Origin of the sequence: Brevibacillus sp. 1238, assembly GCF_029892995.1 — a bacterium.
In the GTDB taxonomy this organism is placed as follows: domain Bacteria; phylum Bacillota; class Bacilli; order Brevibacillales; family Brevibacillaceae; genus Brevibacillus; species Brevibacillus parabrevis.
Genome location: NZ_JARXWC010000026.1, coordinates 1 through 15,227 on the forward strand (window position 1 = coordinate 1; position 15,227 = coordinate 15,227).

At 47.8% G+C, this 15,227-nt stretch carries 15 protein-coding genes, 1 tRNA gene, 1 rRNA gene, 1 pseudogene and 1 riboswitch; of the genes and pseudogenes, 10 read left to right on the forward strand and 8 right to left on the reverse strand.

Annotation, left to right across the window (positions count from 1 at the left end):
• The 3 genes from M2298_RS27940 to M2298_RS27950 all read right to left on the reverse strand — a co-directional run.
• A 16S ribosomal RNA gene (locus tag M2298_RS27940) occupies positions 1-173 on the reverse strand; the annotation flags it as partial.
• A gap of 167 nt (positions 174-340) precedes the next feature.
• Positions 341-416, reverse strand: a tRNA-Thr gene (locus M2298_RS27945).
• Between the two features lie 172 nt (positions 417-588).
• Positions 589-1,458 (reverse strand): YitT family protein, encoded by an 870-nt coding sequence (locus tag M2298_RS27950; protein ID WP_122964732.1) that lies wholly within the window; start codon positions 1,456-1,458, stop codon positions 589-591.
• Positions 1,459-1,694: 236 nt separating this feature from the next.
• On the opposite strand from M2298_RS27950, the gene M2298_RS27955 reads away from it, so the two are divergent.
• On the forward strand, positions 1,695-1,991 hold the full coding sequence (locus M2298_RS27955) for a Fur family transcriptional regulator (RefSeq protein WP_280649355.1): 297 nt from the start codon (positions 1,695-1,697) through the stop codon (positions 1,989-1,991).
• 93 nt (positions 1,992-2,084) lie between these two features.
• Here M2298_RS27955 and M2298_RS27960 read toward each other — a convergent pair whose 3' ends face one another.
• Positions 2,085-2,885, reverse strand: coding sequence for a serine hydrolase (locus tag M2298_RS27960; protein ID WP_280649356.1), 801 nt, complete (start codon positions 2,883-2,885; stop codon positions 2,085-2,087).
• 177 nt (positions 2,886-3,062) lie between these two features.
• On the opposite strand from M2298_RS27960, the gene M2298_RS27965 reads away from it, so the two are divergent.
• Positions 3,063-4,175 carry a GerAB/ArcD/ProY family transporter gene (locus tag M2298_RS27965; RefSeq protein WP_173597619.1) on the forward strand — a complete coding sequence of 371 codons (1,113 nt, stop codon included), beginning with the start codon at positions 3,063-3,065 and terminating at the stop codon, positions 4,173-4,175.
• 28 nt (positions 4,176-4,203) lie between these two features.
• Here the strand turns inward: M2298_RS27965 and M2298_RS27970 are convergent, their stop codons facing one another.
• Together M2298_RS27970 and M2298_RS27975 are read right to left on the reverse strand one after the other, a co-directional pair.
• A complete protein-coding gene (locus M2298_RS27970) occupies positions 4,204-4,896 on the reverse strand; it encodes a copper homeostasis protein CutC (RefSeq protein WP_242774662.1) in 693 nt (230 codons plus the stop codon).
• Between the two features lie 72 nt (positions 4,897-4,968).
• Complete coding sequence (locus M2298_RS27975) at positions 4,969-5,976, reverse strand: asparaginase (protein WP_242774660.1); 1,008 nt, start codon at positions 5,974-5,976, stop codon at positions 4,969-4,971.
• 279 nt (positions 5,977-6,255) lie between these two features.
• Positions 6,256-6,299, forward strand: a riboswitch (PreQ1 riboswitch).
• A 96-nt stretch (positions 6,300-6,395) separates the two neighbouring features.
• On the opposite strand from M2298_RS27975, the gene queC reads away from it, so the two are divergent.
• The 6 genes and pseudogenes from queC to M2298_RS28005 all read left to right on the forward strand — a co-directional run bounded on the left by queC (position 6,396) and on the right by M2298_RS28005 (position 11,716).
• Positions 6,396-7,064 (forward strand): 7-cyano-7-deazaguanine synthase QueC, encoded by a 669-nt coding sequence (gene queC, locus M2298_RS27980; protein ID WP_122964726.1) that lies wholly within the window; start codon positions 6,396-6,398, stop codon positions 7,062-7,064.
• A complete protein-coding gene (gene queD / locus M2298_RS27985) occupies positions 7,064-7,552 on the forward strand; it encodes a 6-carboxytetrahydropterin synthase QueD (protein ID WP_122964725.1) in 489 nt (162 codons plus the stop codon). The genes queC and queD overlap by 1 nt, the downstream gene beginning before the upstream one ends.
• The gene (queE, locus tag M2298_RS27990; protein WP_255679159.1) at positions 7,549-8,271 is read left to right on the forward strand and encodes a 7-carboxy-7-deazaguanine synthase QueE; all 723 of its coding nucleotides are present in this window, start codon (positions 7,549-7,551) and stop codon (positions 8,269-8,271) included. Before queD ends, queE begins: the two co-directional genes overlap by 4 nt.
• A gap of 60 nt (positions 8,272-8,331) precedes the next feature.
• Positions 8,332-8,826: a preQ(1) synthase gene (gene queF / locus M2298_RS27995; RefSeq protein WP_063230924.1), complete on the forward strand. Its 495-nt coding sequence runs from the start codon at positions 8,332-8,334 to the stop codon at positions 8,824-8,826.
• A 589-nt stretch (positions 8,827-9,415) separates the two neighbouring features.
• On the forward strand, positions 9,416-10,246 hold the full coding sequence (locus M2298_RS28000) for a discoidin domain-containing protein (RefSeq protein WP_280649357.1): 831 nt from the start codon (positions 9,416-9,418) through the stop codon (positions 10,244-10,246).
• Between the two features lie 216 nt (positions 10,247-10,462).
• Positions 10,463-11,716, forward strand: a pseudogene (locus M2298_RS28005) (IS3 family transposase).
• 83 nt (positions 11,717-11,799) lie between these two features.
• On the opposite strand, the gene M2298_RS28010 reads toward M2298_RS28005, so the two are convergent.
• Positions 11,800-12,591 (reverse strand): hypothetical protein, encoded by a 792-nt coding sequence (locus tag M2298_RS28010; protein WP_280649358.1) that lies wholly within the window; start codon positions 12,589-12,591, stop codon positions 11,800-11,802.
• Between the two features lie 676 nt (positions 12,592-13,267).
• Here M2298_RS28010 and M2298_RS28015 point away from each other — a divergent pair.
• Positions 13,268-13,675 (forward strand): DUF6173 family protein, encoded by a 408-nt coding sequence (locus M2298_RS28015; protein ID WP_122964722.1) that lies wholly within the window; start codon positions 13,268-13,270, stop codon positions 13,673-13,675.
• A gap of 243 nt (positions 13,676-13,918) precedes the next feature.
• The gene (locus M2298_RS28020; protein WP_122964721.1) at positions 13,919-14,689 is read left to right on the forward strand and encodes an ANT(4')-I family aminoglycoside nucleotidyltransferase; all 771 of its coding nucleotides are present in this window, start codon (positions 13,919-13,921) and stop codon (positions 14,687-14,689) included.
• 104 nt (positions 14,690-14,793) lie between these two features.
• Here the strand turns inward: M2298_RS28020 and M2298_RS28025 are convergent.
• A partial coding sequence (locus tag M2298_RS28025) for a pentapeptide repeat-containing protein (protein WP_280649359.1) occupies positions 14,794-15,227 on the reverse strand: 434 nt, incomplete at its 5' end.

Below are 15,227 nucleotides of genomic sequence, written 5' to 3' on the forward strand. Positions count from 1 at the left end.
AAAAACCTATCCGGTATTAGCATAAGTTTCCCTATGTTATCCCGGTCTGAGAGGCAGGTTGCCTACGTGTTACTCACCCGTCCGCCGCTAGGGTCCGAAGACCCTCGCTCGACTTGCATGTATTAGGCACGCCGCCAGCGTTCGTCCTGAGCCAGGATCAAACTCTCCAATAAAGTTTGTTACTGGTTCAAAGCTGGCAAATCATTTAATGATAGACTCATCAACGCTTTCGCTGTTCAGTTTTCAAGGAGCATTTTGCGCATCAGCGCTAAAAGTTTTGTCTACATTCACTTATGCGTTTCTCGTTAACTTTCCAGCCAACCAAACTTGTGATATGTAGTGGTGCCGGCAATAGGACTTGAACCCACAACCCCCTGATTACAAGTCAGGTGCTCTACCAATTGAGCTATACCGGCGTGTTTTTTGTTTTCTCGCTGCGAGCGTTTCGTGTGTGTCCCGCTCACGAGATTTAATATAGCATGTCCCTTTTTTAAATGCAATAGAAAATCGAAAACTTTTTCATCAGAATTTAAAAAAACGCCAAAATAAACGAGAAAAGTGGCGGAACCAAAGCCGCCACTCTCCTGTTTACCCTGCTCGGAAGCCTTCACCAAGCACTTCATTCGCCGGGCATAATATGATAAACGCATCGGGATCGACAGAACGCACCATGATTTTCAGCTTGCTGACCTCGCTTTGGCTCACAACAGCCATCAGCACCTTGCGCGCATCCCCCGTGTATCCCCCAGAGCCGTCCAACAAAGTCACGCCCCTGTCCAGGTCATACAAGATCGTTTCTCGCAGCGAATCCGTTTCGTTCGAGATGATATAGGCAACTTTGGAGGTATTCCACCCCATTTGAACAATATCAATCGTCTTGCTCGTAACAAATAAGGCAATAAGTGCATACAAAGCTTTTTCCGGGTCGAACACAATTCCTGCGAACAAAATAACAAATCCATCAAATACCGCGACGCAGGCTCCTAGACTAAATCCCGTATACTTATGAAGAATTTGCGAGGCAATCGCGAAGCCCCCTGTTGATCCTCTGCCCCGAAAAACAATCCCGATTCCAAGCCCTACGCCGATTCCTCCATAAATACTGGCAAGCAGCGGATTGGTCGTCAACGGATGCAAATGACTCGTCAGCATGACACACAACGGCAAAACGACCGATCCGATCGCGGCTTTCATACTGTATTGCCGATCCAGCAGCTTCAATCCCAACAGAAACAACGGGATATTGCATGCCCACTGGACGATAGCCGGGGGAAGTCCAAACAGATTATGCAAAATGGTGGACAAGCCTGAGACTCCTCCAGAAGCAATCTGATTGGGGTTCAAAAAAAGGTTAAAGCTGGTTGCAAGCACCAGGGAACCGAGGATCAGCATCCCGTACTCCATTGCTTTTCTCTGCGGGCTGTTCAACTGGATTGCTGTTCGTTTTTTTCGCGCCACACGGTTTCACTCCTGACATTTTTCGCGTAAGCAAAATCCGCACATACACTACCATGTTTTGGTCGAAAAGAAAACCCCCATTTCCGCTCCTTCCTTCTCAGTAACATTTGCTGAAGCACAGCAAACATGCACGAGAGTTGGGCTTCTTTCTAGAAAAAAGAGATTGACTAGCCGCACAAACAAATCGATAATTATAATCAAGTAATAATTATTATCAAAAAAAGAGGTGACCTGTGATGGATGAACAACTGGCCAGTGTCACAAACCAGATCAAACACTTCGGAAAACGCCTGACGATTCAAAGACGCGCCGTCTTGCGCTATATGCTGATGTCCCAGCAACACCCTACAGCCAAAGACGTTTACCATGCCTTGAAAAACGAAATGCCCAGCATCACACTCTCAACGGTCTACACCAGCTTGCGACTCCTGGCGAAAATGGGGGTCGTCAAAGAGCATGTGCACGCTGATACCCCCAACCGTTTTGAAACGCTGGTCAAAATCGATCCTGTTCAGTTAAAAGAAGTCATGTGAGCAAGCATAACGGAAACTAGCAATAAAAAAGGGAACCCGCTAAAAGGGCTCCCTTTTTATTAACCAAACAACTGCTGCAACCTTATCATCGGTTTAAGCCACGGCATAATCGTACACAGCCCTGCCCAGCAAGCCAAGCGTGTGCAAAGCTGCCTCTGGCGTTACATCCTGCGACAAGGCGGCAATCGCAAACTGTCGCCCCTCTACGAAAAGTATCCCGACGTCGTGCTGCCTGCCTGTGTCCCAACCGGATTTGCACGCCAATTCCCAGCCAGGCAAGCCATCCTGATTGCTCGCGGACGGCAGTTGGGACGGCAAGCCGTTCAGCACTTGCTGCTTGTTCATAATCGCAATCATTTCAGTACGCGCCGTCCGGGAAAATCCGCTGCCAGAAACGATATGCTCCAGCATCCGCGCCACATCCCCTGCCGTAATCATGTTGTTGGCCGTCACGTCCTGCGGATAAATCATCACCTTGCGCGAATAGTAACTTCGCTCCATTCCCAGCTCACGCATCGTCTGATCAATCAGCTCTTTTCCCACAAAATCGATCAGCATATTCGTCGCTGTGTTGTCGCTCTGAATAATCATCAGCGTGACCAGATCGCGTATGGACAGCTTCAAGCCTGGCGAGAGCGCGTACAAAAAGCCTGATCCGCCTACCAAATCCTCTTTGCGCAAAGGGAGCTGATCCTCGATCCGGGCTTTGCCCTGCTCACAGGCCGCGTAAACCGCTGCCATAATCGGAACCTTGATGACGCTTTCGGCAATAAACAGCTCGTCCGGTTGGTGCTCAAAACAGATTCCCTGCGGCACCGCCAGCTCTTTTACTACGACTCCCCATGTCCCTGCCGCTTCCTGCACGATCTTTGACAAACGTTTCTCCAGCTCCACCGCTCTCCATCCCTCCTGTAAAAGTCGAACACAATCGCCCTTCTATTATCATACAATTCCAAAAACATTCCTTACAAGTTACAAGAACGGGTTCAGCTGATCTTCCGGGACGCGGTCGTTTGTCCTGCTACCCGCTTGGAAATAATAGGGAGATCACTCCACTGAAGGTGAAACCTCATGCAGAAGCCCGGAACGATCGGCACGCGCCAATTCACCATTCTGGTTACCCTGATTACGGTCGGCGATTCGATTCTGATCTTGCCGGCAGCCGTAGCGAAAGAGGCCTCCTACGACAGTTGGCTTTCCAGCATCATTGGTGTATTGGTTGGCCTGGCTGTCATCTATCTATATTGCATAATCAGCCGTTTGCACCAGGAGCACACGCTGATCGGGAAAAACATACTCATTTTCGGGCGTTGGCTCGGTACGGCTTTATCCATCATGTTCCTTTTCACTCTGCTGATCAACGGCTCTGTTTACGTGCGTGCCATCGGCGATTTCATGACCGCGCAAATTTTGAAAGAGACACCGAGCGTTGCCGTCGTCATCCTTCTCGTGGCGTGCTCCCTGTTCGGTGTGCGCCTCGGCTTGGAGACTTTCGCGCGGACGAGTGAGATTTTTTATCTCTGGTTCGTCTTTACTTTTCTCTCGTTTTTTTTCTTGTTGGTACCACAGTTTTCCCTTCGCAACTTGCAGCCCGTTCTGGAAAACGGGCTTGCCCCTGTCATCAGCGGCTCTTTTTCTGTGATCGCCTACCCGTATACAGAGCTGATCGTCTTTTTAATGATTACCCCTTTCGTCGATGTCCCGCAAAAGCTCACTTCTGCTTTTTTGCGGGGAGCGATCTACGGCGGAATCTGCCTGATCACGATCATTTTGATGACGCTTTTGGTGCTCGGTCCGGTGTTGACTGCTACAGACAATTTCCCCAGTTACTCGCTGGCGAAGCGGGTTCATGTCGGTGAGTTTTTTCAGCGGCAGGAAGCCATGATGGCACTGATGTGGTTCGTTTCGATTTATTTCAAGGTCGTCTTGTACATGTACGGCTTTTGCGTAGGCATTCAGCAGCTTTTGAAACTGAAGGAATACCAGCTACTCACCTATCCTACTTGTCTGCTGTTTGTCGTGGGCGCCATCATCCTTTTGCCGAATGAAACATTTTTGCTTCAAGCCTACACATTTTGGCCGCTCTTTGATTTTTCTGTGGCGGTTGCCTACCCGTTGCTACTCGTCGTCTGGTACCACATCAGGCAGCGACTGCAAAACAAGCCGACTCCTCTGCAAAAGTGAGGGGGCGGCTTGTTTTCATGTCTTTCTTCTATTCTTTTGACAGGCATGCTCGCTTGATCGCAGCGACTCGCTCGCTGTCCACATAGCGCAAAGCTTGCCCCTCTTCCCTGGCTGCGGTACCGAAATGAACCTCTCGGACGCCAGTCAGCCCGATCAGCTCGGGCGCATTCGTCGCGGACAGCCCGCTCCCTGCCAAAATGGACAGAGTCGAGTTTTCCGTTTTGCGCACCAGCTCCGCGATGCAATCTGCGCCTTCCATGGCTGTACGTTTTCCCCCGGAAGTCAGGATCGTCTTTACTTGCGGATATTGCAACAAGATGTCCAAAGCTCCAAGCTGGCTCACCGCTTCGTCAAAAGCCCGGTGAAAAGTCACGTTCAGGCCGTTTGCTTCTTCCAGCAACAGCTCCAGTCCGTCACGATCCAATTGCTTGTCTGGCGTCAACATGCCAAAAACAACACCTGCCGCCCCTAGCTCGCGGACGACGCGCACATCTTCTTTCATGACACGCAGCTCGTCTTTGGTATAGCAAAAAGATTGGCTGTGCGGCCGCACCATGACATTGACAGGAATGGAGACAGCCTTGACCGCCGCTTCGATCAAGCCCCAGCTTGGCGTAAGCCCTCCCTCCAAAATGCCGGAAATCAGCTCTAGCCGATCTGCGCCGCCTCGCTCTGCGCGTTTTGCATCCTCCACCGAAGTCGCAATCACTTCCACCAGCATGTGATTTCTCCTCTCGTCCGTAGCTTTTATGGACATTGTACTGAGCGTCGCCACCGTTGCGCAAGTGCGCGCCTAGCATTTTTCCAGAACGAACACGGGCCGCTTTTCCCCGACGACCAACTGGTTATCGTTGACGATTTCTTTCGGGGCCAACGCATGCAACCTGGCAATGGTCTCCTTGTTGTTGTAATCGATCTGCTCCAAAATGTTGGCGATGACGAGCGGCCAAACCAGCTCTGAACCGTCCAGTACCTTCAGCGAAAAGCTGATTCGCTCCTTTTTCAGCGCAAAACCGTATACGCCCATCGCGCCGCCTTTGGCAATAATGTTCGGATCGGTCAGCAGAGCTGTGCAGATGAATTGGTGGCTGGCGATGATTTCCGGGTGGGCCGTCATCCAGCCCGTCACTTTTTCAACCGCCTGGCGATTTTCTTGTTCCGCAATCAGGTCGGGACAGGCCAGCTTCAAATAAGCGATCGCCAAATGCTTGAGTGGCAGGGCATAAACAGGAAAGCCGCAACCGTCGACAGCAAGGCCGATGTGCTCCTGCGGGTACTCGGCGAGACTGGAAAAAGCTGCCAGGGCCTCCTGCTGGGCCGGATGCTCCTGCTTGTAGTAATCGCTGGTCGTATAGCCGCGTTCCTTGGACAACGCCAAAAAGCCCAGATGCTTTCCTGCGCAGTTGTGAAAAAGTCTGCGCTTGGCTACACCTTGGGACAAGCAGGCGAACTTGGGCGCTTCATTTAATGGATACGTCGGGCAGGTTAAAAGTTCGTCTTCGCGAATGCCCGTTTTGGCCAAAAGCGATTCCAGCCCTTCCAGATGATAGGCTTCACCGCGATGAGAAGCCGCGAACAGCGCCGCTTCCCGACTTGTCAGACCGAATCTTTCGTCAATTTTTTGCCTCGCTACCGGAAGCGCCTGAAACGGTTTGGCAGCGGAACGCAGCAAGGCAACATGCATCACATCTCCTGCCGAATAAATGACCTGGCCGTGCTCATCCACGCCGCAAACGATGCCTGAATGAACATTTTCCAATATACCTCCGCGATACTCTTCTACTAATGGGACATCCCGCATTATTCTCACCCGTTCTGTTCTATTTTTCTAATTATTCCATTCGCAGGATAATTGATTGTAATAAAGGTAAAAATTCATTCATTTAAAGTATTAAAACCAGAATTATCCGTCTTTTTATACGCTGATTTTCTCCATTGGTGTTATTAAAAAATACTAGCAGTGACACCATATTCCGTCAATCGTTTTTTCGTTGCCGATTGCCCACGGCAGGCCAATCTATAGTATAATGGCTCAGGATGGCAGCCGCCATCAATCGCATACGAAATCCGCGCGACTGGCGCGGGAGAGGTTCGCGAACTCCCTCTATAAAAAACTAAGGTGGACAACAGTACCGATCCCTTGGTATTGTTTTGTTTTTTTGCAGGAGCAAGTTCAAGAACTCTCTTTCTTCCATTACGATACTGAAGGAGATGGAGAGCATGAAAAAGGAAAAAGCCGTCGTTGTGTTCAGTGGAGGTCAGGACAGCACCACTTGCCTGTTCTGGGCCAAGCAGCAATTCGGCGAAGTAGAAACGATTACGTTTGACTACGGGCAGCGGCACAAGCTGGAAATCGAGTGTGCCAAAGAGATCGCCCGGGAGTTGGGCGTAGCCAACACCGTATTGGACATGAGCCTGTTGAATCAACTCGCTCCCAATGCACTAACCCGCACAGACATCAACATCACCCAGGAGGAAGGCCAGCTTCCATCCACATTTGTCGACGGGCGCAATCTGTTGTTCCTGTCTTTTGCAGGCGTTTTCGCCAAGCAAAAAGGAGCGCGGCATTTGGTTACTGGCGTTTGCGAAACGGATTTTAGCGGCTATCCCGATTGCCGCGATGCGTTTGTCAAATCGCTCAATGTGACGCTTAACCTGTCCATGGATTATCCGTTTGTGATCCATACGCCGCTCATGTGGCTCGACAAGGCGCAAACGTGGAAGCTGGCGGATGAACTGGGTGCCTTCACCTATATCCGCGAAAAAACCCTCACCTGCTACAACGGCATCAAAGGCGACGGCTGCGGCGAATGCCCTGCCTGCCACCTGCGAAAAGCCGGACTGGACAAGTATCTTTCCGAAAAAACTCAATCCGGGGCCAACGTCTGATGAGCGCAAACTTTGACTTTCGCATCGTCGACCGCATGCAGACACTTGGCACCCATATTCAACAATCGCAGCTGCGCTACCACAACAAGCGCGTGCTGGTGAGCAAGGAGTTTACGTTTGACGCCGCCCACCATCTGCACGCCTACGAAGGCAAATGCAAAAACTTGCACGGACACACGTACCACGTCGTGTTTGGCATCAGCGGCTACCCGGATGAAATCGGGCTGGTCATCGACTTCGGCGACATCAAGCAAATCTGGAAGGAACATATCGAGATTTACTTGGATCACCGCTACCTGAATGAAATGCTGCCGCCGATGAACACCACGGCAGAAAACATGGTCGTCTGGCTGTTTGAACAAATGGAGCAGCAGCTTCAATCTGACGTCTATCGCGACCGCTACCGCGGCGCTCGCGTCGAATTTGTCCGCCTGTTTGAAACGCCGACGAGCTACGCCGAGGCGAGACGGGAGTGGATGATGGAGTGAGCATTCCCGTTCTGGAAATTTTCGGCCCGACGATTCAAGGGGAAGGCATGGTCATCGGGCAAAAGACGATGTTCGTCCGCACCGCTGGCTGCGACTACCGTTGTAGCTGGTGTGACTCCGCCTTTACGTGGGACGGCTCGGCGCGCGATGAAATCAAGCAGTTGTCCGTCGAGGAAGTCTGGGCAGAGCTAACGCGTCTTGGCCAAGACCGTTTTTCCCATGTCACCATCTCTGGCGGCAACCCGGCGCTTCTCGCAGGCATGGGCGAGCTTGTCTCGTTTTTAAAGGAACGCGGCATTCGCACGGCGCTGGAGACACAAGGAAGCCGCTGGCAGGAATGGCTGCCGCTGATCGACGACATCACGATTTCTCCGAAGCCGCCCAGCTCTGGCATGAACACGGATTACGCCGTGCTCGATCGCATCGTGGGCGCTCTGACGGAGCAAAAGCATCCGGGGCTGAGCCTGAAGGTCGTCGTGTTTGACGACGCCGACTTCGCATATGCGCGCGACATCCATCGACGGTATCCGGCGGTTCCTTTTTTCCTCCAGCCGGGAAATAGCGATCTCGTCAGCGCGGACACGCACGAACTGAGAGAAAAGCTATTGGAAAGCTTTGAATGGCTGATCGACCAGGCGATGGCCGCCCCCGATTTGAACGACGCGAAAGTGCTGCCGCAGCTCCACGCCCTGGTTTGGGGAAACAAGCGCGGCGTGTAGGCGTGTAAATGAAAAGCCAGGATTGGATTATAGATGAAAAGAAGCGAGGATGAGAAACCAATGAACGAACAACAACGCGACCTGTCTTCCCTCACCCTGCTGGGCAACCAGGGAACGACCTACAACTATTCATACGACCCGAGTGTACTCGAGTCTTTTGACAACAAGCACCCGTACCGCGACTACTTCGTCAAGTTCAACTGCCCGGAGTTCACCAGTCTGTGTCCGATCACCGGACAGCCGGATTTTGCTACGATCTACATCAGCTACATCCCGGATATCAAAATGGTCGAGAGCAAATCGCTCAAGCTGTACCTGTTCAGCTTCCGCAACCACGGCGATTTTCACGAGGATTGCGTGAACGTGATCATGAACGACCTGATCAAGCTGATGGACCCGAAATACATCGAGGTGTGGGGCAAATTCACTCCGCGCGGCGGCATCTCGATCGACCCGTACTGCAACTACGGCAAGCCGGGCACGAAGTATGAGGAGATGGCCAGCTATCGCTTGATGAATCATGATATGTATCCGGAGAAAGTGGATAATAGGTAATGCTGGATGTAGTACCAAGAGAGAAAAACCCTTATTTTGTAAGGGTTTTTCTTGTTCGCACATTGCTCGTTACTGGTCAAAAATCTTAGTTATTGACACATTTCGTCAACCGATTTCTGTTCAGCATTGCCCCTATTAAAACTCGTTTCGATATCCTATGTGAGCGACCAATCCTTAAGTAAGTGTTCCATCTCTACTCACCAACCTATTAGACATAATTACAGTGTTCTGCCGTCAAGTTATACATTGACAATGACCTCATGTTCATCAACGTGGGTCATTGACGTATATCTCCTCTGTTTCTCAAGGTTCTGGAGCAAGTTGGTAAGAGCATATGAACAAAAACCCGTCTCTACTAAAGCAGGGGCGGGTCAGCCATTTCTTGAATGCACTCCGGCACATCATTTTTCAGACTGCCAACGATCGCTGGGTATGTTCGCATCTGGGCAGAGTCACCGAGGATAAACTGAGTAAATATTTCTATCCCAAGCTAATGAATTTCCATATTTTGTTTTGATAAAAATTGGGTATTGTTTTATACTCATGTCTGTATTTTATTATCATTTATTGAAAAATAAGGGGGATTCTTATGCTTCTTGCAACAAAACGAAACTTACTACTCATAAGTTTTGGCCTAATAGTTTCTATTTTATTTTCAGGGCAAAACACAGCTCATGCTGAAGATCAATACACCAACGATTTAATCCCTGCAATGACAAGCAACAACAGTCCAAGTGGTCTAGCTAGCGCAAGCACTGAATGGAGTTCAAATCATAAAGCATACCGCGCATTCAACGATGTGGATGATACGTATGGTTGGTATACTTCGGGTACAACTCTCGGTTGGTTACAGTATGAATTTCCTTCTCCACAGGTGATTTCAAAATACACCATTACGTCTAGAGAGTATATGAAAGGTGAGAGTCCCAAGGATTGGACTTTTGAAGCCTTCAATGGATCAGAGTGGATCATTCTCGATCAACAAGTAAACATCACTGGATGGGCTCCTAACCTTAAAAAAGAATTCGTATTCACAAATAACACTGCTTTCACTCAATACCGCCTTAACATTACAGCTAATAACGGCTATTCTGCCTATACTGGTATTGAAGAAATGGAAATGATGGCAAAAGTAAAGGTGGTTCCTGATCCAGGTACGGATCCAGGTACTGATCCGGGCCCATCCGAAAAAAATGCACTTCTTGCTATCAAAATGATCAGTGGTTTAGAAAAGGAATTTGATCTAACTGCTGCTGAGATCGAAGACTTCATTGACTGGTACAACAGACGTGCTGATGGTCAAGGAAAAGAAATATACATGTTCGAAAAAAACTTCAACAAAGGGCCGTTTACATCCCGAAAAGATTACGTAGCATTCAGCAAAATTCAATCCTTTGAGGTCATGGAATACAGCAAATAACAGTGAAAGGCACCTTCATTGAGGTGCCTTTCACATTTATGCCTGTACAGCTGTTATCAAATTATCGGTATCCACTGCCAGTCCTCATCGCTTGCCAGCTTAATCCGGCGCTCGTTATATGCGAACAAATTGCAAACATACAAACAAAAAACCGCCCTTAATGAACTGCACCCCAATTGTTAGACACAACTAACGATTGGAGGTGCAGTTTTTTTTATGACTACATTTTCTACAGATGAAAAGTTGTCAGCAATCCATCGCTACTTAAACGGTAACGAAAGTTTTTCCGTAATTAGTTCGTCCATCGGTACATCTAAATCTGAAGTGATTAAATGGGTCCAGCATTATCAACACCACGGTATCGAAGCGTTTACAAAACTCTATACAGGTTACTCCGCTCAGTTTAAACTAGACGTACTCCATTATATGAACGAACAAGGGACGTCTATCAGAGAAACTGCTGCACGCTTTAACATCCCATCGCATTCATTGCTCATTCAATGGAAAAAGCAAGTAGAATGGCAGGGAATAGATGCCCTTAAACCAAAGAAAAAGGGACGTCCATCCATGCAAAAAAAGAATCACGGCTCAAGCAACACTCAAGTACCTGCGGAAGAATCATTAGAAGCATTGAAAGCAGAAAATGAACGTTTGCGTATGGAAAATACCTATTTAAAAAAGTTGAATGCCTTAGTTCAAAGCAAGGAAAAATCACCAAACAAGACAAAATCCAAGTAGTCTACGAGCTAAGGCATGAATATCCGGTGACAGCACTACTTAAACTGGCAGATATCCCAAGAAGTACGTATTATTACTACGTGAAAAACTTTGGACGTCCTGATTCGGATAAAGAACTGAAACAGTTGATTCAAACCATTTATGACGACCATGAAGGTCGTCTTGGTTACCGTCGTATTCGTGATGATCTCCAAAATCGTGGGCACAAAGTGAATCACAAAAAAGTCCAGCGAATCATGAAAGAACTGGATCTAAAATGTCTTGTCCGCATGAAAAAATATCGCTCTTATAAAGGAGCTATATTTCTCTCTCGTATTGGATTTGTATAACGCTGAAATCATTACCTATACAGTCGGTCCAAAACCAAGCTATTCCTTGGTTTCAACCATGCTAGAACAAGCTTTTGAGCAGTTGATAAATGATTGTAATCTTATGATTCATTCTGATCAGGGCTGGCACTACCAAATGAAACAATATCAGTATGCGCTTCGTAAGCGAGGAATCATGCAAAGTATGTCCCGAAAAGGGAACTGCTTCGATAATGCTGTGATGGAAAATTTCTTTGGGATTATGAAATCGGAACTACTTTATCTAAAAGAATTTCACAGTGTGGACCACTTAAAATCAGAGCTAGCCCACTATATTCGATACTATAATCACAAACGGATTAAGACAAAATTAAAAGGCATGAGTCCGGTACAATACCGAACTCATACCCAGGCAACCGCCTAATTAAATGACATGTCTAACTTTATGGGGTCACTTCACTACTAAAACTGAGGGCGGTTTGTAATCCATATCTTTTACAAGCTTGCTTAACTTCCCATGTTTTTAATGAGGTAGTAAGCATCTTCTAAATCTTCGTGCCCTTCCTCGCTCGCATCCAACAACTCAGAAGCAGTTATTGCTGCAGCTGTACCCGATGCAATTGCACCAAGCACCGTCCCGGCAGTAATTACAGCAATACCCAACTCTGCAGATAAGGCTGCAGTAAGTGCAGAGATATCATCTCTTGCATCTTCTACACCATCGGCCTTTGTCATAAATCTATTAATATCACGCGCGTGGTTGTCTTCACCAACATAGGTAGAGGTAAAAGTTTTTCTAGAGGAGTAGTCCAAGAAAAAATTAGCCTCTTTATATGATGCTAGTTTAAAGAAGTTCGGCGAAATTTCTTCGTATGTAGCCAGATAACCTCCTGATTCGCCTTTAAAAGCATATTTGTTCTTTTCCCCTACATTGACTGATTGATTAAGGAAATCTTCATCTAGTTTTTCACCATTCAAATAATATTCTCCAGATGGTGTTATTTTAATTTCGTGCGTTTTATTATACTGCTCTTCTTCACCATCATCGTATTCCTCAACAATGTCCTTTTCCAGTGTGATTACTTTCGTGCCGTCTTCTTCGGTTTTGATTTCCCTCGAAACTTCTGTTGTTATAACTCCAATGACATTATTGTTCTCATCATGAATTTCTCTTTCGTAAGAAAAAGTATCAACTAGATTCTCACTATCGGCTGATTGGGCATATACACCACTAGCTGATAGTGTTAAGACTGAGAAAGTAAGAGCTGCAGCGATAATTTTCTTAAAAGTACCTTTCATTTACATCCACTCCCATTTTTTGTTTTTACATTATCCATTATTTGTAAAATAATAACAAAAGTAAATAGTAATATTCCGACGATTTTTAGCATCACTCGACATTGTAGTCCAAACAAAAACCCCCCATATTAGACGGAGGGCTTGTGAGTGAACTTAAGCAGGGCTACTAAATCTCTTAAACCTTATGTCGATTTTTGCTTAGTTTATAAACAAACAACAAAAACAACAGTGCATACACGATCAACATACTATAGGTGTATAAATCTTTAACTCGTATGGTTAATAGTGCCAACGCAGCAATTAAACATATACCAGTATTTTGCAAATTATACTTTTGAAATCTGTATTTATACGTGCTATATAAGATAATCAACAAAACTACGATTGGAGCGATAAATTGTATGGAAGTTACATCTATCAACTTGTTCAGTCCCTCCCTTTTGTTAACCTGCTGTGACTGCGCACTTATCTTAACTTAAATGGATAAATATGTAAATGATGTTTTTTTACTGTTTTTCACAAATTATACTCACATCAGTTGTGTCAAATGCTAAATTTGTTCCTTAAAGAGAAACTCCTTTCCTGACAAGGAGTTTCCCTTTTTTATCCGAGCAAAATTTAACCTTTTTCAAATTATTTTCATAGATTATAATGTTTGTAAAAAGGGGGTATTGCTATGGCAGCCAACGAGTATAGCTTACCTACATCCCCAAATGCTGTGAAAACGAAAGAGCTTCCTGTATTTGAGGTACAGCCCGATCAAAATCTTGCGAGCGAATTTCACAAGCGCTTAATTCAAATGATTGCCGAATTTGAGATATCCCTGGATGAACAGCATGAAGTCGGGATGCGGCTGGTATCGTTCGGCCAAAATATCACCTTGCGCGTAGAAGGGATCGGCTATTTCAATCCCAGTCTGATTCGTTTTTTCGGAACAACAGAAGCAGGCGCCCCAGTCGAACTCATCCAGCACATCTCGCAAATCAGTTTTCTCTTGATGGCAGTCAACAAAGCAGACCCGGCAAACCCGCCCAAGCGGATCGGGTTCAGCGCTTCCGAAGAAACAAAAGAAGAAGACGTGTAACAACGTCTTCTTTTTGCATGGTCAGGGCATTCGGTCTTTGCTGGATGCGCCTGGGCAAAATATATTGTAAAAACATGGTAACCAAGTTAAAGTAGCGTATAAATAGGAACCTACCTTTTCTGTTGTTGGAGGAGATTGCTCATGCATCCCAAAAACATCCCTCGTTAAGCCCGCGGCCCTCCATTCGTGAGCATTTGTCCCATTCCCCCCAATTAAACTTAAACTCAAGGGAGATGCATACAAATGAGCATGAATGGACCAGTAAAAATATCTCGCACCGAAAGACTGCAAACCTGCAAGGAAATTGCCGCCCGATTGCACGAGGTTTACGGCGAAAAAGTCTTGGCGATCGGCGTCTATGGCTCGGTATCGCGCGGAACGGACGGCCCGTTCTCTGATATAGAGATGTTGTGCGTCCTAGAAGAGTCAGGCGAAGAAACAGATTTCAGCCACGAATGGTCTGCCGGACCATGGAAAGCCGAAGTGAATGTCATCAGTGCACATGTGCTTTTGGACATGGCTGCTACTGTCGAAGATGACTGGCCGCTGACCCATGGCCCTTTTTTCGCCCCGCTGAGTCTGTATGATCCGAAAGGCTTTTTTCAAACGTTGAAAGAAGCGGCGCACTCTCCTGCCAAAGAAGCGTTCACGCAGGCAATCAACGGCGTGCTTGTAGGTGAAATGTACGAGTTCATCGGGAAGCTGAGGAATATCAGCCTGGAAGGCCCCCGCACTTACCTCCCTTACCTGGCCATGCAATTTGCCCAATACGGCGCTATGCTGATCGGGCTGCACCAGCAGACGTTCTATTCGACAGGAGCCAAGGTACTGCCTGAATCGTTGGAACTGCCAGATCGTCCCGATGGCTACGACCAGATAGCGACAATGGTGATGGCTGGAGATTTGGCGGATTCGGGCAAAATCGTCGCGGCCTGCGAGCGGTTTTGGAACGGACTCCACGCATGGGCAGCCAAGCATCAGTATGTGATTCACACCAAGCGAATCCCATTTTAATGCAAGCAAAAATCGGTTTATTGCCAGTTTGCCTGTTTGGAAAAAGCCTCGCTGTATGCGGGGCTTTTCTCCTTCTCCTGCAATAATGAAGTTGTGCCAGAAGCTTACGCCCAATGCTCGGGCCGCGTAAACGAGGGCGGTATTTTCGTGGCAGCATCGCCCTTCGCTGCGTTGAGCTGGGCCTGGGTGAGAAACAGACTGTCCGTCAGATCGGCGCCGCGCAAATCGGTATCGCGCAGATCAGCGCCAATCAGGTCGGCCCATCTCAAGTTTGCGCCGCGCAAATCAGCCGCGATCAAGTAGGCTCCGCGCAGGTTCGCTCCCAGCAAATCGGCTCCTTTGAGCTTCGCGCCAATCAGATCGGCTCCCCGCCCCACGTTTCTCGCTTTGATGCGTGCGCCTTTCTGCTTGCGACAGGCTTCCGTCCGCACCAGTTCGCTCGCCTCCCGCAACAACTCGCCTACTTTTGCCCGATGTGCAGGTACATCTACCCGCAAAAGCTCTGCCGGAGCAAGCTCCGTGAACCGCTTCGTCTCCC